The sequence below is a fragment of the Gemmatimonadota bacterium genome (genome assembly GCA_009835325.1).
GTDB lineage: Bacteria > JAAXHH01 > JAAXHH01 > JAAXHH01 > JAAXHH01 > JAAXHH01.
The window spans coordinates 1-24,414 of the sequence record VXWP01000052.1; the positions used below are offsets into that span (position 1 = coordinate 1).

General features: G+C 64.0%; 22 protein-coding genes and 1 riboswitch. Of the genes, 15 read left to right on the forward strand and 7 right to left on the reverse strand.

The genetic code is table 11. From position 1 onward, the window contains the following. Positions 1 to 583 (reverse strand): thiamine pyrophosphate-dependent dehydrogenase E1 component subunit alpha (locus F4Z81_06545; protein MXW04711.1); only part of this gene is annotated, 583 nt, incomplete at its 3' end. Positions 584 to 734: 151 nt separating this feature from the next. Between F4Z81_06545 and F4Z81_06550 the strand changes: the two genes are divergently transcribed. The 7 genes from F4Z81_06550 (at position 735) to cobD (ending at position 7,464) form a co-directional block, all read left to right on the forward strand. Then, positions 735 to 1,520, forward strand: a complete 786-nt coding sequence (locus tag F4Z81_06550; protein ID MXW04712.1) for a phytanoyl-CoA dioxygenase family protein — start codon at positions 735 to 737, stop codon at positions 1,518 to 1,520. A 9-nt stretch (positions 1,521 to 1,529) separates the two neighbouring features. Next, positions 1,530 to 2,378 (forward strand): hypothetical protein, encoded by an 849-nt coding sequence (locus F4Z81_06555; GenBank protein MXW04713.1) that lies wholly within the window; start codon positions 1,530 to 1,532, stop codon positions 2,376 to 2,378. A 197-nt stretch (positions 2,379 to 2,575) separates the two neighbouring features. Continuing rightward, positions 2,576 to 2,779, forward strand: a riboswitch (cobalamin riboswitch). 109 nt (positions 2,780 to 2,888) lie between these two features. After that, positions 2,889 to 3,698, forward strand: a complete 810-nt coding sequence (locus tag F4Z81_06560; protein ID MXW04714.1) for a heme ABC transporter ATP-binding protein — start codon at positions 2,889 to 2,891, stop codon at positions 3,696 to 3,698. Between the two features lie 11 nt (positions 3,699 to 3,709). Further along, positions 3,710 to 4,726: an iron ABC transporter permease gene (locus F4Z81_06565; protein ID MXW04715.1), complete on the forward strand. Its 1,017-nt coding sequence runs from the start codon at positions 3,710 to 3,712 to the stop codon at positions 4,724 to 4,726. Between the two features lie 71 nt (positions 4,727 to 4,797). Further along, complete coding sequence (locus F4Z81_06570; GenBank protein MXW04716.1) at positions 4,798 to 5,361, forward strand: cob(I)yrinic acid a,c-diamide adenosyltransferase; 564 nt, start codon at positions 4,798 to 4,800, stop codon at positions 5,359 to 5,361. Beyond that, positions 5,309 to 6,502: an adenosylcobinamide amidohydrolase gene (locus F4Z81_06575; GenBank protein MXW04717.1), complete on the forward strand. Its 1,194-nt coding sequence runs from the start codon at positions 5,309 to 5,311 to the stop codon at positions 6,500 to 6,502. Before F4Z81_06570 ends, F4Z81_06575 begins: the two co-directional genes overlap by 53 nt. Next, a complete protein-coding gene (gene cobD / locus F4Z81_06580; GenBank protein MXW04718.1) occupies positions 6,481 to 7,464 on the forward strand; it encodes a cobalamin biosynthesis protein CobD in 984 nt (327 codons plus the stop codon). Before F4Z81_06575 ends, cobD begins: the two co-directional genes overlap by 22 nt. Before the next feature lie 27 nt (positions 7,465 to 7,491). On the opposite strand, the gene F4Z81_06585 is transcribed toward cobD, so the two are convergent. From F4Z81_06585 to F4Z81_06600, 4 genes are all read right to left on the reverse strand, one after another. Continuing rightward, positions 7,492 to 8,421 carry a glycosyltransferase gene (locus tag F4Z81_06585; protein MXW04719.1) on the reverse strand — a complete coding sequence of 310 codons (930 nt, stop codon included), beginning with the start codon at positions 8,419 to 8,421 and terminating at the stop codon, positions 7,492 to 7,494. After that, a complete protein-coding gene (locus F4Z81_06590) occupies positions 8,381 to 9,709 on the reverse strand; it encodes an aminotransferase class I/II-fold pyridoxal phosphate-dependent enzyme (protein MXW04720.1) in 1,329 nt (442 codons plus the stop codon). Before F4Z81_06590 ends, F4Z81_06585 begins: the two co-directional genes overlap by 41 nt. Then, positions 9,652 to 11,907 carry a bifunctional (p)ppGpp synthetase/guanosine-3',5'-bis(diphosphate) 3'-pyrophosphohydrolase gene (locus F4Z81_06595; protein ID MXW04721.1) on the reverse strand — a complete coding sequence of 752 codons (2,256 nt, stop codon included), beginning with the start codon at positions 11,905 to 11,907 and terminating at the stop codon, positions 9,652 to 9,654. Before F4Z81_06595 ends, F4Z81_06590 begins: the two co-directional genes overlap by 58 nt. A 176-nt stretch (positions 11,908 to 12,083) precedes the next feature. Next, the gene (locus F4Z81_06600; protein ID MXW04722.1) at positions 12,084 to 13,319 is read right to left on the reverse strand and encodes a hypothetical protein; all 1,236 of its coding nucleotides are present in this window, start codon (positions 13,317 to 13,319) and stop codon (positions 12,084 to 12,086) included. A 101-nt stretch (positions 13,320 to 13,420) separates the two neighbouring features. Between F4Z81_06600 and F4Z81_06605 the strand changes: the two genes are divergently transcribed. From F4Z81_06605 to F4Z81_06615, 3 genes are all read left to right on the forward strand, one after another. Then, entirely contained in the window at positions 13,421 to 15,337 is a 1,917-nt protein-coding gene (locus F4Z81_06605) for a hypothetical protein (protein MXW04723.1), read from the forward strand. A gap of 247 nt (positions 15,338 to 15,584) precedes the next feature. Beyond that, a complete protein-coding gene (locus tag F4Z81_06610) occupies positions 15,585 to 17,321 on the forward strand; it encodes a 2-oxoacid:acceptor oxidoreductase subunit alpha (GenBank protein ID MXW04724.1) in 1,737 nt (578 codons plus the stop codon). Continuing rightward, on the forward strand, positions 17,314 to 18,288 hold the full coding sequence (locus F4Z81_06615; GenBank protein ID MXW04725.1) for a 2-oxoacid:ferredoxin oxidoreductase subunit beta: 975 nt from the start codon (positions 17,314 to 17,316) through the stop codon (positions 18,286 to 18,288). Before F4Z81_06610 ends, F4Z81_06615 begins: the two co-directional genes overlap by 8 nt. Positions 18,289 to 18,323: 35 nt before the next feature. Here the strand turns inward: F4Z81_06615 and purU are convergent, their stop codons facing one another. Beyond that, the gene (gene purU / locus F4Z81_06620) at positions 18,324 to 19,181 is read right to left on the reverse strand and encodes a formyltetrahydrofolate deformylase (GenBank protein ID MXW04726.1); all 858 of its coding nucleotides are present in this window, start codon (positions 19,179 to 19,181) and stop codon (positions 18,324 to 18,326) included. Between the two features lie 227 nt (positions 19,182 to 19,408). Then, positions 19,409 to 19,654, reverse strand: a complete 246-nt coding sequence (locus F4Z81_06625; GenBank protein MXW04727.1) for a ferredoxin family protein — start codon at positions 19,652 to 19,654, stop codon at positions 19,409 to 19,411. A gap of 201 nt (positions 19,655 to 19,855) precedes the next feature. On the opposite strand from F4Z81_06625, the gene F4Z81_06630 reads away from it, so the two are divergent. The 5 genes from F4Z81_06630 to F4Z81_06650 all read left to right on the forward strand — a co-directional run. Next, on the forward strand, positions 19,856 to 20,539 hold the full coding sequence (locus F4Z81_06630; protein MXW04728.1) for a methyltransferase domain-containing protein: 684 nt from the start codon (positions 19,856 to 19,858) through the stop codon (positions 20,537 to 20,539). A 122-nt stretch (positions 20,540 to 20,661) separates the two neighbouring features. Further along, complete coding sequence (locus F4Z81_06635; GenBank protein MXW04729.1) at positions 20,662 to 21,936, forward strand: CCA tRNA nucleotidyltransferase; 1,275 nt, start codon at positions 20,662 to 20,664, stop codon at positions 21,934 to 21,936. A gap of 31 nt (positions 21,937 to 21,967) precedes the next feature. Then, entirely contained in the window at positions 21,968 to 22,615 is a 648-nt protein-coding gene (locus tag F4Z81_06640; GenBank protein MXW04730.1) for a site-2 protease family protein, read from the forward strand. A 12-nt stretch (positions 22,616 to 22,627) separates the two neighbouring features. Further along, the gene (locus F4Z81_06645; protein ID MXW04731.1) at positions 22,628 to 23,641 is read left to right on the forward strand and encodes a dipeptide epimerase; all 1,014 of its coding nucleotides are present in this window, start codon (positions 22,628 to 22,630) and stop codon (positions 23,639 to 23,641) included. Between the two features lie 594 nt (positions 23,642 to 24,235). Next, on the forward strand, positions 24,236 to 24,414 hold a 179-nt coding region (locus F4Z81_06650), incomplete at its 3' end, for a collagen-like protein (protein MXW04732.1).

Below are 24,414 nucleotides of genomic sequence, written 5' to 3' on the forward strand. Positions count from 1 at the left end.
CATCCGGGTTCCTGGAGGCATGGGAGAAAGGCACCTCGGTCGCGTACAGGTTGTTCTCGCAGACGAATAGGACGGGCAGGTCGTAGATGGCGGCGAGATTCAGGCCCTCGTGAAAGGCGCCGTTGCCCACGGCGCCGTCGCCGAAGAAGGCCACGCCGACGCTGCCGTTGCCCAGCAGCCTGGCGCTGTAGCCGGCCCCCGCGGCCTGCAGGATGCAGGGGCCCACGATTCCGCTCGTTCCCATGAGACCGATCTCCGGAGCGAAGAGGTGCATGCTGCCGCCCCGGCCGCGGGAGATCCCCGTCTCCCGGCCGTACAGCTCGGCGATGAGCGCGGCTGGCGACACCCCCTTGGCCAGCGCGTGGCCGTGGCCGCGGTGCGTGCTGAAGACCGCGTCGCCATCGGTCAATCCGGCGCAGACACCGGCGGCTACGGCCTCCTCGCCGACGTAAGTGTGGCAAGCGCCGTGGATCAGCCCGGCCATGAAGGACCTCGCCAACCGCTCTTCCACCGTCCGGATCGTGAACATGGTCCGGTACAGCCATCGGTGCAGCTCGAATCGATCCCTGCTGTTGGCAGACATTGCCCTCTCCGGCTAAAAAACTTGCCTGTTGCACGCGGCCCTGTACATTGTCGAATGTCCTTCAAAAATACAAGTAGATCTTCCCGCGGGGCAAGGTAGATTTTCCCTCCCGGCGGGTCGCCGTCCGGCTTCATCCCGAAGGGAGACTGACATGGCTGTGGAACAGTCCGAAACCCATCGCGGACTGACCGTCGAAGAGGTCGGCGCGTTCCACGACCAGGGGTTCCTGGTGGCCGGCAAGTTGCTGGAGGACGATCACGTGGAAGTTCTGCGGGCGGAATACGACCGCGTGTTCGAAACGGCGCGCGAAAGCGGCCGGTACCGCAACCTCTCCATCGATGACACGGAAGACGAGTCGCGTAAGCGCAAAGCACGAACGCAGATGCTGCAGATCATGCAGATGTGCGAGCGCAGCATCGAGTTCAGGAAACTGCTCTACCACGGGCCCATCCTGGACATCGTCGAGTCCCTGCTGGGACCGAACATCCAGCTTTTCCACGACCAGGCCCTTTACAAGCCGCCCCGGCAGGGCGGTCCCGTTTTCTGGCACCAGGACAACGGTTACTGGCAGTGCACCCCCGCCAACCTGGTGAGCTGCTGGCTCACCCTGGACGACGTGGACGTGTCGAACGGGGCCATGCACCTGATCCCCGGGTCACACCGGCTCCTGGTCTCCCACGAACGGTCGGCCGAGACCGGTGCCCTCCTCGACCTGGGAGACCAGGCCGAATCGGAAAGGGCGACGGTGGTCGACCTGCCCGCCGGCGGCGCCATGTTCCACCACTGCCAGACCATGCACCACACCCCGGCAAACGTCACCGACCGGCCGCGCCGGGCCTTCGCCATCCACTACATGACACCCGGCACGAAGCGCATGCGGGACGGGACATACATCGATGTCTCCTTCGCCCATCCCATGCTGCGGATGCGGGTGTAGGGAGCCTGAATGACTGAAACCGAAACCCTGCGGTGGGAACCCCTCGGCCCTGACGTGGAGTCCATCCTGGCCGCCGAAAGCGATCCGCTCCTGGCCCTGTCGGAAGGCCGGGTCCCCGCGATCATATGCCGGCAGGCCTATTCGCCCGCCCACTGCCAGGATCTGATCAAGCGGTTTATCGACCGCGGGTTGATGCGGGATCCATCCGATCCGGTTGCCGCGGAAAAGGACAGCCGCACGCGGATCGATATCGGCACGAGCCTGGCGAACCGGGGTTCCGACAAGGAGGCTTTTCTGACTCACGCGGTCGGCACGCGTATGCTGTACGAGAGCCTGTTCAACGGGTATGAGGATCCCGTAAAACTACTCTACGGGGTGCTGGATACGCTCGCGGGAGAGAAGCGGGTCATGACCGCGCGGGAGCCGGACGGCCGCAAGTACGGCCCGGCCATCTTCCGCATCCACTACGGGGGGCATACCTACAAGCCCCACATCGACCACGTCACGCTCCGGGAAAAGCGGTTCGACTACGACGTGACGCGATTCGGCCACCAGTTCGCCGGGGTCCTCTGCTTCCAGAACGCCCTGCACGAGGGACGTAGCACCCAGGCCATCCTGCACCGGTGCATGTGGACGCCCGAGGTGCAGGAGTCCATCGCCACCGACACCTTCCCCGAATACGCCCGGCGCAACGGCGTAAGCAGCTACACCGTCGATCTGGAGCAGGGCGATCTCTACTTCTTCAACACCCGCCTTATCCACGAGGTGCCCGCCGTGGAAGGCGATCTGCCGCGCATCGTCCTGGCCACCTTCATCGGTTATTCCCCCGACGACCCGGAAGTCTACGTCTGGTCGTGAAGCGTAATCGGTACGTTATCGGGCGTTAGCGGTCAGACAGTTGTACAATTGTACAATAGTGTCCGGTCCTCACGCCACGTCCAGTACCGCCTGGAGGTTCTTCGACGCGATCATCATCAATGTTCGAGCAGTATCGATTGGACGTGCCAGGTCGTTTTTGTATTGCACAAACTGTCGGATTCAGTAAATTGAAAGGACAATCGAATACAGCCGCAGGTGGCGGTAAGCAATTACGCTGAAAAGGGAAGATGGTGCGAATCCATCACGGTCCCGCCACTGTGTTCGGGGACGAAACTCAAACTCGTCACTGCCGGTCAGGCTGAGTCCATGGACCGGCGGGAAGACTTGAGGAGTAGGATGATCCGTCAGTCAGGAGACCTGCCTGCGCGCTGTGCGAACGCTTCTCCGTGAGCAGAGAGGCCGAGCCCGGATGCGCATGCCTGCCGTCCCGACCCAGCCCTTCCCTTGCGGAGCGGCTGGTTTTTTTATGCGGAAAGGGGATGAGTCAGCGTGAGCGTGGAAGCCGCCAAAGGGGTGGAAACCGCCATCCGCGTAGAAAACCTCTCCTGCGGTTACGATCGCCGCCCGGTGCTGGAAGGCCTGTCGTTCGATCTGCGCCAGGGCGAGATGCTGGGGGTAATCGGGCCGAACGGATCGGGAAAGAGCACGTTGATACGCGCGCTTACGCGGATTCTGCCGCTGAGCCGGGGACGCATAGCGCTTTACGGAACACCGCTTCAGGACTACACGGTCCGTGAGATCGCACGCGAGGTCGCCGTCATTCCCCAGCAGACGCCGGTTACCTTCGCCTTCTCCTCGCTGGACGTCGTCATGATGGGCAGGACGCCCCATCTCCGGCGCTTCCGTCGAGAAGGTCCGGAAGACCGTGAAATCGCCATCGAAGCCATGCGGCGGACCGACTGCCTCGCCTTCAGGGACCGCCCCATACACGAACTCTCCGGCGGCGAACGGCAGCGCGTCATCATCGCCCGGGCGCTGGCGCAGCAGCCATCGATCCTGCTCCTGGATGAACCGACTTCTTTCCTGGACCTGAACCACCAGGTCGAGATATTCGATCTGCTTCGCCACGTGTGCGCCCGCGACGGGCTCGCCGTGCTGTGCGTGTCCCACGACCTCAATCTCTCGTCAGAGTACTGCCACAGGCTGATGATGCTGAAAGAGGGACGTATCTACACCGACGGACCGCCCGAGCACATCCTTACCCAGGGACACATCAAGGCGGTTTTCGAGACCGATGTGACCGTTATTAAAAGCCCCTATTCGGGTTCGCCGCAGATCATATTGAAACCGGGAGACTGACCGGCTTGACGATGAAACGACCCCTCATACTGGTCTTGACGGCCGTAATCCTCTTCGTCGCCTGTGTCTTCTCCATGGGGGTGGGCGCCGTGTATATCCCGGCCGGCGCCGTGCTGCAGGTGCTGGCGGATAACCTGTGGCCTGGCGGTACGCTCGAGACGGCGAAGACGGCGACGGACACGATCGTCTGGGAGATCCGCCTGCCGAGAACCCTCCTGGCGGTGCTCGTCGGAGCCGCCCTGGCCAGTTCGGGCGGGGTGATGCAGGGGTTCTTCCAGAATCCCATGGCCGATCCCTATATCATGGGCATATCGGCCGGCGCCGCGCTGGGTGCCACGGTCGCAGTCACCCTGGACCTGGAATTCTGGATGCTCGGTCTGAACGCCGTATCCATCGCGGCGTTCCTCTGCGGCCTGGCCGTGACCATGGTGGTGTACGCCTTTTCCCGCCGGGGTGGCCGCGTGGCTTCGACCACCCTGCTGCTGACGGGCATCGCCATCGGCGCCATGGCGACCTCCTTTACGTCCTACATGCTCGTGATGGGCGGCGAGAACCAGCGGCAGTTGCTCTTCTGGCTCATGGGCAGCCTGTCCGCCCGGAGATGGGACCACGTCTGGATGCTTCTGCCCTACGCGGCGGTGGGTCTGGCCGTCGTCCTCGTATACGCCCGGGAACTGAACGTCCTGCTGCTGGGGGATGAGCAGGCGTCCCAGCTGGGCGTGCACGTCGAACGGGTCAAACTGATCCTGCTGACGGCGGCCGCCTGCCTCGCCGCGGCCGCGGTATCGGTAAGTGGCATCATCGGTTTCGTTGGCCTGCTGGCGCCGCACATGGTCCGGCTGATCGTAGGACCCGACTACCGCATCCTGACGCCCATGGCCGCCCTGGCCGGCGCCCTGTTGCTGGTGCTGGCCGACCTGGTCGCCCGGACGGCCATGGCGCCGGCCGAAATGCCCATTGGCATCCTGACCACATTACTCGGCGCCCCCTTCTTCCTGTACCTGCTGCACCGGCAACGCCGGGTCTGAATCGGGCGCGCCGGTCTGAATTGAGCGCGCCGGGTTGAACCGGGCGCGCCGGTCTGAACAAAGGAGATCGCATGCCCAGGCTTACGAAAATCTACACCCGCAAAGGCGACGACGGGACCACTGCCCTCGGAAGCCGCCAGCGCGTACCCAAGGAGTCGCCCCGCGTGGCGAGCTACGGCACCGTGGACGAGCTCGATTCCGTCATCGGTATCGCACTGGCGCACGGACTGGCACCCCGGCTGACCGAAACGCTGCCGGTCATTCAGAACGAACTCTTCCACCTGGGATCGGACCTGTGCTTCACCGAAGAGGACAAGGTGAAGTACCAGATCCCGCTGATCGAAGCCCGGCACGTCGAGAAACTCGAGGCGATCATCGACGAGTTGAATCCCATCGTCGGACGGCTCGAGAACTTCATCCTGCCCGGCGGGTGCCCGGGCGCCGCGTACCTCCACCTGGCGCGGACGGTCTGCCGGCGCGCGGAACGGGAAGTGGCGGCCCTGTCCCGCGACGAGGCAATCGGGGACTACGTGCTGGCCTACCTGAACCGCCTCTCCGACCTTCTTTTCGTCATGTCACGATATGAAAACAAGGAACGGGGCGTCGAGGAACCGCTTTGGGACAGCAGGTTGTAGGATGGAAGAAACACTCGACCGCCACGAGCATTACCTGCTCAAGAAAGACGGAAGGTTCCTCGTTGCCGAACTGCGCACGCCCCATCAGGTGCTGAGTACCTCGGCCTGCAGCGGCGGAATGACCGACCGCGTCCGTTTTCTCGTCAACCACCAAAGCGTCGAGGGCCAGGGCCACCTGGATCGTTTCGAATGGATGTTGGGACTCGGCGAGACGGGATACCACCACCACATATGCAAGGAGCTCGGGCTGGAATCGGAAGCCGTCGCGATGATGGGCACGGCCGCGAACATGAACTACGCGGCCCGGATCGTGGAGACCTTCGCGGAACTGCGCGTATGCGCCGTCGTGACCGCCGGGGTCGAGGGTAACGCCGGCTGCGCGGGCGATCCCGCGGACTGGCATGAAGCGGAATCCGGGCAGATGGAGAGACATCCCCACGAGAGACATCCTCACGACGGTACGATCAACACGATGCTGCTTGTCAACTGGCCGCTTACGCCCGGCGCCATGGCCCGCGCAGTCGTCACCATGACGGAGGGCAAGTCGGCGGCCCTCCGGGACCTGGCCGTATCTAGCCGGTACTCCCAGGACCTGGCGACCGGAACGGGCACCGACCAGTACAGTATCGCCGCGCCCCTGGACGAGTCGAAACGGCCCAAGGCCAGGGCGGGTCACCACGCGAAACTGGGCGAATTGATCGGCAGGTCCGTCCGCCGGGCGACCCTGGAGGCGCTGAGGTGGCAGAACGGACTGGAAGCGTCCGGCACGCGCAGCCTTTATCACGCGCTCAAACGTTACGGGTTCAAAGCCGATCTGTTACCGCCCGCCATGGAAAGCCGCCTGGGCGCGGAGGAATACGCACTCCTGGACAGGAACATCCGGTCGGTCGTCCACGATCCGGGCGTTTCGGCCGCCGCGTACGCCTATGCGGCGGTATGGGACCGTCTGAGGTACGGGACCCTTTCTACCGAACTGGCCGCCCCGCTGCTGAGACAGCAGGCCGCCGTACTTGCCTCCGCTGTCGCGACGAAACCGGAGGCATGGCCGGCCTGTTTTGAACAGCTTGCCGTCCATGAAGACGCGTTGCTGGATGCCGTCTACGACGCGATAGCCCTGGGATGGCGCCTGAAATGGACCTGACGGCACTCGCGCCGCACCCCGTTCTGCTCCTCTGCGCGGTGGTATTGGACGGCATCCTGGGAGATCCGGTCTACCGGTGGCACCCGGTACGTCTGATGGGCCACACGCTCACGGGCATCGAGCGCATGCTCCGCGGGATAGGGCTGGACGGTTACGCGGGCGGGTGCATGCTGTTCCTGGCGCTCTCTGCGTTCTGGGTAGGCGTCAGTGCGGCGTTGGCCCTGTGGCTGAACGGTCTGCATCCGGCGCTGAACGGAGTCTACCAGGTTTTCTTGATTTACAGCATGGTGGCGCTACGGGACCTGTGCCGGCACGGCATGGCCATCGATCGTGCCGGGGACCTGGAAGGCGCGAGACGGGCCGTGTCCATGCTGGTCGGACGGGATACGTCCGCCATGGACACCGCGGCCTGCCGGCGGGCAGGCATGGAAAGTCTGAGCGAGAACGCGGTAGACGGGTTCATTGCGCCGCTGTTTTGGTATGCCCTGCTGGGGTTGCCGGGCATCGTGCTCTGCAAGGTGATCAGCACGATGGATTCCATGGTGGGGTACCGCACGCCCCGCTATCTGCGCTTCGGTTGGTGCGGGGCGCGGCTGGACGACCTGTTCAATCTCCTGCCCGCCCGCCTCACCTGGCTGCTGGTGGCGGCGGTTGCGTTTCTCCTGCCCGGATATTCGGGTCGCAAGGCGCTGTCGGTAGGCTGGCGGCAGCATAGGCTCATTCCAGGTCCGAACTCCGGGTGGAGCGAAGCGGCGGCGGCAGGCGCCGTGCAGCGGCGGCTGATCGGGCCGATATGGCAGGATGGAAAGCTGGTTACGGAGATCTGGATCGGCGACGTAGGAGATCCGGAAGGCGGCCAGGTCGGCGACCTGCGCCGCATGTGCGTACTGGCCGTGGTTACCTGCCTTCTTGCGGCTGTTCTCACGGCATTAGCGGCGTCCGCGATGGCCGGTCTGAATTAGCACCACCTGGTCCGCCAGGATCAAACCCTACCGCACCACCCCGTAGAACCGCGCCAGAAAACTGGTCGGGACGAAAAGGGTATAGAGCAGGCGCAGCATCCAGGTCAGCAGTAACGTTCGTACCGGCCCGCGGCGTTCCCAGCGCCGCGCGGAGGTCAGCACGGCTTCGTCGATCCAGTCCAGGCCACCGACCTTCTTCAGCCGGTCGGCGAACCGGGCGTCTTCGAAGACCGGAATCCCGGGAAATCCCCCCACCGCCTCGAAGGCCTCCCGCGTGGTATAGATCGCCTGGTCGCCGTAGGTAATGCCCAGGAAGCGCGACCGAAAATTGGTGCCCCGCGCGATCCACCGGTATATCCGCTTCGCATGGGCGATGTCGAAACGGAATCGTCCTCCGGCCTTGCCGCGCTCGCAGATCGATTCGGCTACGAGTTCCCGCCATCGGTCCGGAAGCCGCGTATCGGCGTGTAGAAACAGCAGCACGTCCCCGGACGAGGCCGCGGCGCCCGCGTTCATCTGGATCGCCCTGCCCCGCATGCTGGACTCAATGAGTCTCGCCCCCGGCCTCGACCGGACGATCTCCGGCGTGCCATCGTCACTTCCGCCGTCCACGACGATGATTTCCAGGCTGGCCGGACTGGTCGGAGCGGCCGAACCTGGCGGACCGGTAGGACCGGGCGGACCGGCCGACTCGTCAGGACCATGCAGCTCGGTTGGACCCGTCGTCCCAGGCAGACCGGCCGGCTCGTCCGGACGCACCGATCCGCCTTCGAACTGTCCCAGGCAGTCCTCGACCGTCGATGCCTCGTTGAGTGTGGGGATGATGACGCTGATCCGGGGGCCCCCGGCGTGATACGCATTCCCGTGCCCGGACGGGTTATGGTCGAGCAGAGATGCCGGGGTCGATGAGGCTGGCTTATCCGAGGGTCCGTTCCAATGTCCAGATGAAGGCTTCATTTTCTTCCCTCGAACCCGTCGAAATGCGGATGTGGTTCGGTGAGGCCCACTGGCCGGCGCCCGCGCGGACCATGACCCGCCTGGACCAGAGCCGGCGGACGATGGACTGCGTCTCCCGGCCGAAGTCGGCCCAGAGAAAACACGCGTGGCTGGGTATGACCCGGGCGCCGAGCCGCTCCAGTTCGGCGGTCAGGTAGTCGTTCCCGTCCCATACGGCCTGCCGGGACCGCCGGACGTGCTCCTCGTCGCCCAGGGCCGCGGCGGCGGCGTGGACGGACAGGACGTTCCGGCCCAGGAGGCCCATGGAGAAAGGCGCCAGCCGGTAGATCACGTCCCGGTGGGCGACGGCGTAGCCCACGCGGATGCCCCCGAGACCGTACACCTTGGAGAAGGTCCGGAGCACGATCACGTTTTCCCGTTCCTTCGCGACTTCGATGAAATCCCGGTATGCCGGGTCGCGGACGAAATCAACATAGACCTCGTCGATGGCCACGAGGACGTGGGCCGGCACCCGGTCGATGAAATTCAGGATCCGTTCATGGGACAACAGCGCCCCGGTGGGGTTGTGGGGGTTGCAGATGATGACCAGGCCGGTGCGGTCGCCGATCTGCCTGCCCATGTCGTCGAGATCGTGGTTTCCGTCGGGAAGGACGGGCGACTTGCGCGCCTGCACGGCGTGGCCCGCGTCGCGGAGTTCGTCGCCGACGCGCGTGATCTGGCCGTAGGAGGGGAGGGCTTCCAGGACTTCGCCGTGTTTCATCAGGGCCTGCAGGGCCAGGATCTGGAGCAGCTCGGTCGTGCCCACGCCCAGCATCAGGCCGTGGCGGTCGCCGGTGGCCTTGAAATCGAAACCCGACGGGCGGGGGATGTCCAGGTCGTGGTGCCGGATGATGGCCTGCTGCAGGGTCGTCGTGTAGTCGTACCGGTTCATCCAGTCCTGGTGCTTCAGCACGGCTTCTATGGCCGCCGGGGAGGCGCCCAGGGGATTCTCGTTGAAGGCCAGCCGCACCCGGCCCGGTTCGAGTCCCACGCTCTTTACGTCCGCGGGACGGCGGCCCGCAAGCTGGGCCGCAACCGCGTCCGGTCCCGCCAGTCCCGCCGCCAATCCGGCCGCGCCCGCCGGTCCCGGCAATCCCGCCAGTCCCGCCGCCAATCCGGCCGCGCCCGCCAGGCCGCCGCGGAGGAAGTCCCTGCGCGATACGGGATCGTCCCCGATGTATTCGTCAGAGGTCAATTGCCGGGGTCCTGCTCGAGGTGGTCGAAGACGTCCTCCGACACGTTGCCGTATTTCACGCCCGTTTCCCGTTCCACCCGGTCCACGCCCTTGATCTTCTTGATACGGACGATCAGCCGGTCCAGCTGGCTGAGATGTTCCACCTCGATGCCGAAATTCCCGTCCGCCATCCCGTCCGTGGTGTCCATCGCGGCGTGGGTGATGTTAATGCCGGCGTCGGTAATCGTCCGGGAGATCTCGTTGAGCAGGCCGGGCCGGTCGGTACCGAAGATGCGCAGTCCGACGACGAAGAACTGGTCCTTCTCCACGTCCCAGTGCACCTCGAGGCGCCGCTCCAGGTCGTCCACGATGTTGGCGCATTCCTTGTTGTGCACCGTCACGCCCCGACCGCGGGTGATGAAGCCGATGATCGGATCGCCCGGGACCGGCTGGCAGCACTGCGCGAAGCGGATCATCAGGTTGTCGATGCCCGTGACCTTGACCCCGCCCCGGGACCGGCGCACCCGGTCCACGAACCGCGTCAGCACCGACTCCCTGGGCGGTTCTTCCTCGGAAGGCTCCTCGGGAAGCAGCCGCTGGGCGACCTGGGCCGCGGAATACTCTCCCCGTCCGATCGCGGCATAGAGGCGATTCGCGTCGGGCAGCCCGTACTCCTTCGCGAGGCCTTCCAGTTCGTCGGTTACCTTGCGCTTGACCTTGAGCCGTTTCAGCTCCCGGTCCAGCAGGTCCTCGCCGAGGCTGATGCTCTGCTCCAGCGTGGCCTTTCTGAACCACGACCGGATCTTGGAGGACGCCTTGGTGGTCTTGACGATATCCAGCCAGTACGAGCTCGGTGTCTGGTGCGGGGAGGTGAAAATGGTGACGGTGTCGCCGTTCTGCAACTTCCCGGCCAGCGGCGCGATGTTGCCGTTCACCTTCGCCCCGCTGCAATGGAGTCCGATGTCGGTGTGAATGGCGAAGGCGAAGTCCAGCACGCTGGCGCCCTGCGGCAGTTCCTTGAGATCCCCGCGCGGGGTAAAGACGAAGATGGCGTCGTCGTACAGGTCCATGCGCAAGTAACTCATGAACTCCTTCGGATCGGTCATGTCGGTCTGCCATTCCAGCGCCTGGCTGAGCCAGTCTTCCCGGTTCTCGCCGTCCCGGACTTCCTCCCTTCCTTCCTTGTAGAGCCAGTGGGCGGCGATCCCCACTTCGGCGATCCGGTCCATTTCCCGCGTGCGGATCTGGATCTCGGCCGTTTCCCCGTTGGACGCGATGATCGTGGTGTGCAGGGACTGGTACATGTTCATCTTGGGCCGGGAAACGTAGTCTTTGAAACGGTCGAAGATCGGGGTGTAGAGGGTATGGATGATCCCGAGGGCGTGGTAGCAGTTGGGCACCGTGTCGGTCACGACGCGCAGCGCCAGCAGGTCGTAGATCTCTTCGAAAGGCCGGTTGCGGCGCTGCATCTTCGTGAAGATGCTGTAGAAATGCTTGGCCCGGCCGTTCACCGTGGCGTCGATGCCGGCGTCCTTCAGGGCCTTGACGATGGGCTGGCGGATCTCGTCGATCAGCTTCTCTCGTTCCGCCCGCTTCTGGTCCAGCTTGCTCGCGAGATCCCGGTAGACGTCGGGAGACAGGTACTTCAGGCTGAGGTCTTCCAGTTCGGATTTGATCTTGGCCATGCCGAAACGGTGGGCGAGGGGCGCGTAGATCTCCCGCGTTTCGAGGGAGATGCGCTGCTGCTTCTCCTCTTCCAGGAAGGACAGCGTCCGCATGTTGTGGAGCCGGTCAGCGAGCTTGATGAGGATGATCCGCACGTCCTTCGCCATGGAAACGAGCATCTTGCGGAAATACTCGGCCTGGAGTTCCTCCTGGCTTCTGAAGGACAGCCCGGTGATCTTGGTGACGCCGTTCACCAGGACGGCCACTTCCTCGCCGAATTCCGCGGCCAGCTGTTCAATGGTCACCTCTTCCACGTCTTCCACCACGTCGTGCAGGAGCCCCGCCGCGATCGTCACGGCGTCCAGCTGCAGGCCGATCAGCGTAAGCACCACCTGCGTACAGTGCACCATGAAGGGTTCGCCGGACTTCCGGACCTGCCCAGCGTGGTGCAGGGTGCTGAAATGATAGGCCCTTTCGATGAGGTCCAACTGGGCTTCCAGCGCCTCGTCGGAGTCGATTTCCGGATGGGAAATGGCGTACTGCTCCAGCAGTACCTGGACCGGAACGATCGAGGAATGGGTAAGGGTGTTTTCAACCGTCGCAGTCATCGGGACATTCGCCTCGACGGCCCGACATGGGGCCTGAACGCGCTTGACAGGGCCAAGGGGCGATTTAAACTAATGCTTACCCCTTTGGTCAACCAACGCGGAATGCGTGTGTAACGTTTCTTATTTACAATAGGTTATCTTATATACTGTTAGATAACGGGCGAAATGGACCGTTGTCAAGCCGGATTTGGCGGGCAGGGGAACAGGAAAGCCGATACATCGTGGACGAATCGATCGAAGGCGGATCGGTATTCCGGCCCGATGCGGTGGGCGTTCCGGACATTCCTGATCATGGACCGGGTCTCTTTTCCCCGCCGGTCGTAGCGGTCCGGCAAGGGTTCTCCCGTGGTGAAGGGGAACTCGTGCACGCCCAGGTCGAGGCGCAGGACGGGCGCCGGTTGCAGGTTCCATACCGTCTGATTGGCGGATATGACCCGGTCGGCGGAATTGACGACCACCAGCAACCGGTCCTGCAGGTCCTTCATGCGCGCTGCGAGTGCGTCGCCGTGAAACAGCACCTCTTTCAGCCAGCGCAGCGGGGGATCGGCCAGTCGGCGGTGGCGGCCGTCGACGAGGTTTCCGCGGCGGCCGTCGACCAGGTTTCCGCGGCGGCCTTCTATCGCCCCGTCCGGGAATGACTCCGGGAATGACCCGCTGCTAAGATACGCCGACAGCCCCTTCGCGGCCGAATCGTCCATGATGAACAGGCTTTCGGGCCGGATGCCGCCGAGGGGCGCGCCGGACGCGAATAGGGCGGCTCGCGCATCGGAGAACCGTCCGAAGGGATCGGCCAGCAACAGGACCAGGGCCAGGTAGCCGCCCGCCGAGTAACCCAGGAAGCGCGCCTGCGCCCCGGCCCTGCAGGATGCATGCTTGCCCCCTTCGATGCGCGCGACCAGGTCCGCGGCGTCGAAGCAGGACTGCAGCCCGCCCAGGCAGTACCGTTCGGGCGCCCGGTCCAGTCTTTCGCTGATCCGGCCGTTGAAGGGGCTGGTCCGCCCGTTGCCGGTCGTGGCGGCGCGGCGGGCGGCGATCCGCGTCTGTTCCTGCACGCTCCAGAGATCCGATCGCCTCCCCACGTGGAAGGACAGGGGGAAGAGGATGACGGGGATGCCGAGCCGCAGGGCGAAGCTGGCGGCCCAGGGCAGCATCCTGGCGTAGCTGCCCTCGTTCAGCCCGTGGAAGATGACCAGGACCTCGCCGGCGCCCGCCGCGGGCAGATCGACCGGTTCCACCATGAGGTAGTTGAACCCGCGGTTCTCCGCAATGTCCCGGTCCTCCGGCAGCAACAGGCCGGTCCAGCGGGATTCGAAACGGAGGCGGCGCAGCCGGAAGCGTCCGTCGTCGACGGGATCGCTGCCATTCCGGTACAGCCGGTTCAACTCATCGGGCTCGTATACGTTTCCGGGCATCCGTCAACCTCCTGCGCGTCCGATCCGGTCTGCACGTCCGGTTCGGGGCGGATGATCCGTATCGCGCTTTTTTGAACATGCAACCACAAGACCCCCGCCGCGTGACCCTACGCTCGATCCTGATCGGGATCGTCCTGGCCGTTTTCATCAGCCTGTGGATCCCCTACAACGTCTGGGTCGTGCGCGGGACGTTCATGGATTTCGAGCACGTCTCGGCGTCCCTGATGGCGCCCTTCCTGTTCTTCGTCATCGTCGTGAACGGCCTGCTGCGCAAGTACCGCCCCGCGGCCACGTTCACCACGTCTGAACTCCTCGTCATCCTCGCCTTCGGCCTGATCGCTTCCACTGTGCCGTCCCACGCCTTCATGAGCTATTTCATCGGCGTGATCACCACCCCGTACTATTTTGCATCTGCCGAAAACCAGTGGGTAGAGGTTTTCTTCCAATACCTTCCGGCCTGGCTGCTGGTCGACCCCGAGGACCATACCATACGCTGGTTCTATGAAGGGCTGCCCGCCTACGCCCGGCTGCCGTGGCGCCCCTGGGTCGTCCCGCTCTTCTGGTGGGGCACGTTCTTCATCGCCCTGTTCTTCGCGGGGTCCTGCCTGGTAGTGATCCTGCGGAAACAGTGGATCGTCCACGAGAAGCTCAGTTTCCCGCTGGCCCAGGTCATCGCCCAGGTCATCGACGAGCCCGGCGGCCGTTCGTTTCTGCCGCCCTTCATGCGGGGAAGGCTGTTCTGGATCGGGTTCTCGCTGCCGCTGGCCGTGATCGGCTGGAACATTGTCGACTACTTCACGCCGGTCGGGGTGATCCCCATCGGACAGCCCTACGCGACGGACCTCGTCATCGGCCACCTGTTCCCCGCCATCAAGATCAAGATCAACATCTACCTCCTCTGCTTCGCCCTCTTCTCCCCGGTGGACATCCTGTTCAGCATCTGGGTCTTCCACCTGCTGGCCATCCTCGAGTCCGGCGGCATGAACGCCGTGGGCCTGCTAGAAACCGGGGCTTCGCCGGACGCCGCGGTGCGGCTGCAGGAGATCGGCGCCCTGATCGTCTTCGTGCTGTGGGGGTTCTGGAACGCCCGGCGCCACCTGTGGGACGTGGCGCGGAAAGCCCTGGGCCGGGCGCCGGAAGTGGACGATTCCGAGGAGTTCTTTTCCTACCGGGCGGCCGTCCTGGGCGTGTTGCTGGGCGTCGCCTACATGGCGGCCTTCCTGCACATGGCCGGCATGAGTCCTGTCATCATGGCGCCCTTCCTGTTTCTGCTCTTCATTTTCTACGTCGGCGTAGCCCGGATCGTGGCGGAGACCGGCCTGGTCGCCCTCGACCTGCCCATGAACTCCCACGAGTTCCTCATTCGCGGGGTGGGCTCCTCCGGCATAGATCCTTCGTCCCTGACGGTCTTTGGCCTGACCAACGCCTTCGCGCGGAACTGGAAGACCTTTACCATGGTCTCCGTTTCCCACATCACCCGGATCGGGGACCGGGTCTGGACCGACAAGAAGCTGATGTTCGCCGTGATCTGCGGGGCTTTTGCCCTGGCGTTCCTGATCGGTGCCGCATACACCGTCTATTCAGGATATGAGACCGTCGGCGCGTCTCAGTTCGACCAGTGGGCGTTCACCACCGGGAACATCCACTTCTTCGAGAGCGTCAAGGTATGGATCCAGAACCCGACCCGGTTGTCGGTCATGGAGACCGCCTGGTTTTTCCTCGGAGGTCTGGTCATGATGGTGCTGATCTTCCTCCGGTACAAGTTCCCGGGCTGGCCGCTGCATCCCGTCGGACTCACCATTGCCCGCGGGGTGGCGATCGACAACGGGGCCTTCACCCTCTTCGTCGCGTGGGCGGTCAAGGTCCTGCTGCTCCGGTCCGGCGGCATCAGCCTGTTCCGCCGCGCCCAGCCGCTGATCATGGGGATGCTGGTCGGGTTCTGCACGGGACTCGTCCTGTCCAACCTCGTGGACATCATCTGGTTCCCGGGACAGGGCCACCGGATACACGGCTGGTAGGCGCTGCCGACCGGCGGTTACGCGGCCGGCAGGCGTTCAGGGTCGCCGGTTACGCGGCCGGCAGGCGTTCAGGGTCGCCGGTTACGCGGCCGGCAGGCGTTCCGGACCGCCGACATACCTGGCGTGTGAGGGTGCGGGAAATGTTGCGATTCTTTGACGAATAGAATTGACATTCGGGTGCCTAACTCCATATAATCAAATGGTTTTGTGGATTTGAACCCGCCTGGAGATCGCCGAGGGCCGTTTGATGGATCAGCTTGACCTGACTATACGCATCGCCGGCGAGAACGGCGAAGGCGTGCTTACCGTCGGCGACGTGCTGGCCGAAGCGCTGGCCCGGTCCGGCCTGCACATCTATACCTTCAAGAACCTTCCCGCCGAAATCAAGGGCGGCGCGTCCATGACCCAGGTCAGGGTGCAGGACACGCCCGTGCGCTCGCCCGGCGACGCCCTGGACATCCTGATGGTCTGGAACCAGGAGAACTACGACATTCACGTGGGCGAGGTCAAGCCTACCGGCGTCGTGATCTACGATCCGGACGAATGCGACGCGGACGAAAGCCTGGCACTGACGCAGATCGGCGTGCCGCTCCAGACGATCACGAAGACCGTCATCAAGACGATGAAGTCCAAGAACGTGCTGGCCTTCGGGATCCTGACCGCCTGCCTCGGCATTCCCTTCGATTCGGCGAAGCAGATGGTGTCCGAAAGCCGGTGGGGACGGCGCAAGGAGTTTCTCGAGTCCAATATCAACGCGTTGAAGCAGGCCTATGTCTACGTAGACGAAAACGGCATCGACCTGGGTCTCCGGGTCGCCGTCGAGCGCAAGAACGGACACGCCCAGCTGATCATGACGGGGAACGACGCGCTCTGCATGGGCGCCCTGGCCGCCGGTTGCCGGTACTACGCCGGGTATCCCATCACGCCGGCCAGCGACGTCATGGAGACGCTGGCGAAAGCGATGCCCAGGGTGGGCGGCGTCCTGATGCAGACCGAAGACGAGATCGCCGCCATCACCGCTTCCATCGGCGCATCTTTCACCGGCGCGAAGGTGATGACCGCCACGGCGGGGCCGGGCCTTTCCCTCATGGTCGAGGCCCTCGGCCTGGCGACCATGGAGGAGATCCCGCTCGTAGTCGTCGACGTCCAGCGCGGCGGTCCGAGCACCGGCATGCCCACCAAGACGGAGCAGTCGGACCTGAACCTGGCCATACACGGCGCCCACGGCGAAGCGCCCCGCATCGTGATCGCGGCCACCAATACCGAAGACTGTTTCTACACGGCGGTCAAGGCCTTCAATCTCGCGGAGAAGTACCAGACCCCGGTCATCTTGATCAGCGACCAGCATCTCTCTCAGCGCGCGCAGGTCATGTCCCGCCCCGATCTGAGCGAGGTCGAGATCGTGGAGCGAAAGCAGCCCGAACTGAACGGCAGCGTCACGCCCGAGGAGTTCGACCGGTACGAGATGACGGACGATTACATCTCCCCCATGCCATTGCCGGGCCGCCATGGCCAGCACTATGTGGCCACGGGCCTGGAACACGATGAGCACGCCCACATCGATTACTCGCCCGAAGCCCATATCCGCATGACCGAAAAGCGGCACCAGAAAATCGAATCCGCGGTAAACGAGCCCGGGTTCGTCCAACGGTACGGCGCGGAGGACGCCCAACTCGGGCTGATCGGCTGGGGATCGTCGGAGGGTCCCATTCTGGAAGCGCTGGACCGGACCCTGGCGAAAGGGTACAAGGTGGCCGCCCTGATATTCAAGATGCTCCATCCCCTGCCGGAGAAGGAGGCCCGCGCCTTCATCGAATCCATCCCGGTGGTCTCGGTGGTGGAACTAAACGCCAGCGGGCAGTTCGCGAACTACCTGCAGGGCCGCCTGGCGGTTTCTCTCCAGCGGTTCAACATCATAACGGGACTGCCCTTCAAGGCGGGCGAGATCGAGGAATACATCGAAGGAGTGCTGCAGTATGGCTGAAGTCCGTACGGCCGACACCGCCAAGACCACGGCGCCCGAGCGTTCCGGTCAGGCCGGTCAGTCAGAGCCGGCCGAGCCGGCCAAGCCGCCCGCAAAACGAACGCTCAAGGACTACCGGAGCGAAGTCAAGCCCACCTGGTGTCCCGGCTGCGGGGATTTCGGCGTGCTCGCCGCATTGCAGCGCGCGCTGGCCGAACGCAACCTGGATCCCAGGGACGTGGTCATCGTGTCGGGCATCGGCTGTTCCGGCCGGCTGCCTGAATTCGTCAATGCCTACGGCCTGCACGTGGTACACGGCCGGGCACTGCCCGCGGCCCAGGGCGTCAAGGCGGCCAATCCCGACCTGACCGTCATCGCCGTCGGCGGCGACGGCGACGGGTTCGCTATCGGGGGCGGCCACGTGCCCCACGCCGTGCGGCGCAACCAGGACATCACCTATATCGTGATGGACAACCAGGTGTACGGTCTGACCAAGGGCCAGCCCTCACCCAGCACGCCCACGGGGATGCAGGCGCTGCGGCGGAGCGTTTCCATGCCCAAGATGGCGCCCTACGAAGGGGTGCTGGAAGGCCAGTTGAACATCCTGGCCATGGTGATCGTGTACGGCTGCAGTTTCGTTGCGCGCACATTCTCCAGCCAGGCGTCGGAAATGGCGAAAATCATCGGCCGGGGGCTCGATCACCCCGGGTTCGGCTTCGTCCACGCGATGAGTCCCTGCCCCACCTTCTACAACACCTACGACCCCTGGAAAGAGTCTTTCATGCCGTTGCCGGACGACTGGGACACCGGCGACCGGATCAAGGCGATCGACATGGCCATGGAAGAGGTCGGTGACGGCGTCTTCCACAGCGGCGTGTTCTTCCAGGACGTGTACCGCACCTATACCGACAAATTGCAGGACGTGTACGCCAAGGCCTACGGCGACGAGCAGGCGACCATCGACGCCCTGATGGACCAGTACGCCTGAGCCTGCGTGCCCGGTCGGTCTTTAATCCCTGAACATCACCGGAACACCACGGTACGGCGTCCGTTGATCAACACGCGCCGTTGTATGTGGTAGAGTACCGCCCGCGCCAGCACGATGCGTTCGATGTCGTGCCCCACGGCCGTCAGTTCCGCCGGAGACATGCGATGGGTCACGGTCTCCACGTCCTGGTCGATGATCGGACCTTCGTCGAGGTCGGCCGTCACGTAATGGGCGGTGGCGCCGATCAGCTTCACCCCGCGCCGATGGGCCTGGTGGTAGGGCCGGGCGCCCTTGAATCCCGGCAGGAATGAGTGGTGGATGTTGATGATGCGGCCCGCCATCCGCTCGCAGACCTCGGGGCCGATGATCCGCATGTAACGGGCCAGCACGACGAAATCGATGTTGTTTTCCTCGATCTCGTCGATCAGCCGCTCCTCCTGTTCGTCCTTGTTCTCCGGCGTTATGGGCAGGTGCAGGAAGTCGATGCCCGATTCCTTCGCCAGCTGTCCTGCGTCCGGGTGATTGGAGATGATCAGCGGAATATCCAGCCGGAGCTTGTCCATGCGGGTGCGGTTCAGCAGGTCCAGCAGGCAGTGCAGTTCCCGCGACACCATGATGAGCGCCCGGGGCCGCGTATCGTCGGCGGACAGGTCCCACTGCATCTCGAGTTCGTCCGCCAGGGGCGCGAAGGTCCGCCACAGGGACCCCAGCGTTACCGGACCGCCGAAATGCACCCGCATGAAGAACCGTTCGCTGAACGGATCGATGTACGTGTCGCTTTCGATGACGTGGCAACCCTGTTCCGACAGCCAGCGGGTCACGGTGTAGATCAGTCCCGTGCGCTTGGGACAGGACAGGGCCAGCAGGAAGTTCTTTACGGTGCGTGCCTTCATGAACGGAGACCGTTACCGTGGGTTTGTGGTTTGGCTGCGTACCGCGAGTCCTCTTCGGTGGGCAGGATCGAAGATGAAGAGGGCATGAAGGTGGACCCTTCCGCAGGGCCCGGTTACCGTGGAGCGGCGGGCGAGATCAGGCGGGACCGGGCGAGACCAGGCGAGACCGGCCGGGCGCTGGCGGACGCTGGCGGGCGCTCCGCGCTGGCTTGACCGGCGCAGGTCCGTCAGTCGTCCGTGAAGAAATCCGCGTTGATCTGGATGTAGTTCTGCCATTCGTCCGGAGTGTCTTCTTCGGCGAAAATGGCCTCAACCGGACATTCGGGCTCGCAGGCGCCGCAGTCTATGCACTCTTCCGGATCGATGTACAGCATCCGTTCGCCGTCCTTGGTGTGAATGCAGTCCACCGGGCATACATCGACACAGCCCTTGTCCATAACGTCAATGCATGGCTCTGCGATAATGTAGGTCATCCGAGTCTCCTCGCTAAAACACGCTTTTTTGAAACAAACCGGCTTTGAGGATGCGTCGAACCCGGTACCGTTGGGTACAAACAATCAAACCAGGCAACGGTTCCGCCGCCAAAATACCGTAGTATAATAGTCGGCCCGCCATGGCCTGTCAAGCCTGAATTCGTTTGACCGCGGACCGGTTCTCCCTTAAGTTCAAAGGCCATGCCACCGTTCGCCGTACCCACCGAGCTGGCCCGCCGTTACGACGTCTGTTTCAAGTCCATAGCCATCGGCAAGTGGGTGAACCTGGACATGCTGGCGGTACGCGATCCCGATGTGCTCATCGACGAAATCGACCCGGAATTCTACGATGAGGATGAACGCCTGCCCTACTGGGCGGAGATCTGGCCCTCGGCGATCGGTCTCGGCCGTCACCTGTTCGAGTACCCCGCGCCCGCCGGTTCCCGGATCCTGGAACTGGGCTGCGGCATCGGCCTGGCCGGTATCGCCGCGGCCGCGGCCGGACTGGCGGTCACCGCGTGCGATTACGAAGAAGACGCCCTGGCCTTCGCCCGGTATAATGCCCGGCTGAATGCCCTGGATAGGCGCGTATCCTTCCGCTTCCTGGACTGGAGAAACCCGGATCTCGACCGCAAGTACACCATTGTAATCGGCTCGGACATCCTGTACGAAAGGCCGAATCACGACCCGATCCAGCGCCTGCTCCACGAAACGCTGGAACCGGGCGGCATGTTCCTCGCGAGCGATCCCGACCGCCGGGCGGCCGCCCCCTTCGTCGAATCCATGATCGTCCGGGGATACCGCCACAGCGCGCAGCCCCGAAAGGTGAAATTCGAAAGCAAGGACAACCGCATCATCGTCCATCGGTTTCTGAAGGAAGACTGAGCCGCTGCGCTGAGTTGGCCGCCGTGAGACGTTGCCCCTGGGTTGACCGCCGTGAGCCGCTGCCCCTGGGTTGACCGCCGTGAGTAGGCCGTCCCGAGCCCGCCGCCCAGATCGGAAAGGACATGAAAGAAACCATCGACCAACTGCCGGAGGGGATCCGCGGGCAACTGCGCCGGGCCGGCCGCCTGGCCGATGAATCGGGACTGGCGCTGTACCTGGTCGGCGGGACCGTACGGGACCTGCTGCTGGGACGTTCCAGAACGGACATCGACCTGGCCGTGGAAGGAGACGGCATGGGATTCGCCGCCCGGCTGGCCCGGGCGTCCGGAGCCCGTTCCACACCGAATGCCCGGTTCCTGACGGCCACCGTGGAAATGCCCGAAGGCCACAGCCTGGACGTAGCCACGGCCCGCAGCGAGACCTACGACCGTCCGGGCGCGCTGCCCAGGGTGGCGTCCGCGACGATGGACGTGGACCTGGCGCGGCGGGATTTCACGATCAACGCCATGGCGGTCTCGCTGAACGGGCGGAGCTTCGGCGAATTGGTAGATCCGTTCGAGGGCACGTCCGACCTGCGGAAGAAACGGGTCCGCATTCTCCACGACCGGAGCTTCATCGACGATCCGACTCGCCTCTTCCGGGCCGTCCGGTTCGAACAGCGCCTTCGGTTCAGGCTCGAGCACGGGACGGAACGGAGGTTCCGGGAAGCGGTCGCGGGGGGCATGATCGGTAACCTTTCCGGACCCCGGTTACTCGAGCAGTTGAAACTGGTCTGCTACGAGCCGGATCCCTGGCTGGTCTTCAACCGGCTGGAAGGACTCGGGGTCCTCAGGGCCATCCACCCCGCCCTCGGATCCGACGAGGGACTGAAGACCCTGGTCCGGGAGATCAGCCCGTCTGGCGGCCCGGCGTCCCCGGCCGGCGACGGCTGGTGGATCCTGTACCTGGTGGCGCTGTTCGGCCCGCACCGGGCGGAGACCTTGCAGGGCGTCGTGGACCGGCTGAAGCCCAACCGGCGTCTCAGGAAGGCCATCGAGGACATGTCCCGGTGGTCCTTCGTGGAGCGGGCCGTCGCGTCGGGGGAGATCGACACGCCGGCGGACTTCTTCCGCGCGGTGCGATCGATATCGGAGGACACCATGCTGTTCGTCACCCTGACCCACCCGGACGAAGGCATGCGGAAACGTTGCGTATCCTATTACCACCAGCACAGGCACATGCGCCTTTCCATCGACGGAGGCACGCTCAAGGACCTGGGCATCACGGAGGGTCCGGCTTACGGCCGGATCCTGGACGAAGTGCTTATGATGAAAATAAACGGCGAAATCGGGACAGAGGAGGAGGAACGCCGCGCCGCCCGGAGTCTCTGGTCGCGCCTTCACCGCCCCGAGCCCTGAATGGATCCGCTGTCACAGCAAAGGAGTTTCCATGCCCGACTTTACGATCCTGTTCGTCGCCATGCCGGCGATCCTCTTCGCCCTGACCTTTCACGAGTACGCCCATGCCTGGGCGGCGTGGAAACTGGGCGACCCCACGGCGCGCAGCATGGGACGGCTTTCGCTTAACCCCCTGGTGCATCTCGACCCGGCCGGGACCATCATGCTGGTCATCACCGTCATGAGCGGATTCGGCATCGGCTGGGCGAAACCCGTGCCGGTGGATCCACGCTACCTGCGCAATCCACGGAAGGACATGCTCTGGATCGCCCTGGCCGGGCCGGTGTCGAATATCATCCTGGCCTTCATCCTGGTGGGTATCTTCACCCACATGCCCTCGGGCGGCGCCCTGACCGACACGTTGCGCCAGATGATCCGGTACGGGATCATCATCAACCTGGCGCTGGCCTTCTTCAACATGCTGCCGATCCCCCCGCTGGACGGGTCGCGGGTCCTGAAGGGACTGCTGCCCCCGGCGCAGGCGCAGCGGTACGGCCAGCTGGAAATGTACGGCCCCATGCTGCTGATCGGCCTGATTATCGCGGACCAGATGCTCCGCCTGGGTATCATCCGGACCTGGATCGCCGTGCCTGCCCAGATCAGCCTGCAACTGATGAGCGAAATCTTCAGCAGTTTCTGAGCGGGGAGCTTCATGCGGCTGAGTACCGAAACGGTCCGCCTGGACCTCATCCATCCATTCCGCATCGCCCGCGAGGTCAGCGATCACAAGCAAAACGTGCTCGTGCGCATCTCCGACGGCGAGTTGACCGGCACGGGTGAAGCCGCACCTTCCCGCTACTACGGGGAAGACGCCGGTTCGGTCATCCGGGCGCTGGAGAAAGTGCCGTCGCTCCTCGGCGGTGATCCATTCGAACTCGAAAAATCTACCGATCGCCTCGCGTCCGCGCTTCCGGGCGATCCCTCGGCGCGCGCGGCCGTGGATATCGCACTGCACGATCTGGCCGCACAGCGGCTCGGCGTACCGCTCTACCGGTGGCTCGGTCTCGATCCCGCAAAAACACCCGTCACTTCATTCACCATCGGCATCGACGAGCCGGCAACCGTTCGTCGCAAAGTGCGGGAGGCCGCCGAATACCCGGCGTTGAAGATTAAGCTCGGTTCGGAAAAGGACCTCGATATCATGCGTGCGATCCGGGATGAAACGGATGCGCGCATCCGGATCGACGCCAACGCGGGGTGGACGGCGGACCAGGCCGTGGAAATGGTCGGCCGCCTGTCCGAGTTCGGCGTGGAACTCGTGGAGCAGCCCCTGCCCCCCGGTTCGCCCGCGGACTGGCACAGGGTGCGGGAGGCCGCGTCCATGCCGGTCTTCGCCGACGAAAGCGTGCTGGTCTCCCCGGACGTGCCCGCCATGGCCGGCCTGGTGGACGGCGTCAACGTTAAACTGATGAAGTGCGGCGGGGTCCGCGAAGCGCTCCGCCTCATCCATACCGCCCGGGCCCACGGGATGCGCGTCATGATCGGCTGCATGATCGAAACCTCTGTCGCCATCACCGCCGCGGCCCACCTCTCCCCATTGGCCGATTATGCCGACCTGGACGGCAACCTGCTGATTTCCAACGATCCTTTCAGCGGGGCAAACGTTCGGCAGGGACGCCTGGTCCTGCCGGAGGGACCGGGAATCGGGATAGCGCCCAGGTCATAGGCAAACGCCCCTTCCAGCGTCCGCCTGCCCTTCACCGCTCGTTGCCGCGGCCTCACCGTCCGATACCGTTCCATGACGCGTGCCCGAAGGGTCTCACGGCGGTTTCGAAGCACAAACCATCAATAATTTAATTAAATAAAACGTATGGACGCCGGATATGCCTGCGCGCTTATAGCCGAGGAGGCTCCCGGCGGCGCCCACGGGCTCGCAGTGCAGTGGCCTGCCAACAAACGCGCACTGACCTTTCGCCCCGTCAATACGGATCTTGGGCGGCTGGCCCTATCAAAAATCACAAAAAAGTGTTGACTATGATTAAATGAAGTATAAATTATGCTTCACGGTAGTTAATAGTGCTTTGACGGATTGAATGAAATCCGCCCGCATCAAGTTGTTTCACGTCGGGCGGCACTGATATCCGCACAATCTGCGACAGTTCACTGACTGTCCATTACGCGTAATGCACTGGACGGGAAAGGAGGACATATAGAACGGTGCCGTTAAGCAACAACCTTATTACTGCAAAGCGTAACATTCGATAAACGGGAGACGACAATGCATTACCTCATAGTAATTGTGATTGCGTTCGCGCTATCCATGATGGGATGCGAAGGCAAGACAGGCCCCGCCGGCCCTACCGGTCCTCAAGGCGCGGCTGGTCCGCAGGGCGTGGCGGGTCCTGCCGGCAATCAAGGCGCGGTTGGTCCGCAAGGTCCCGAAGGCCCGCAAGGTCCCGAAGGTCCGCAAGGTCCCGAAGGCCTGCAAGGTCCCGAAGG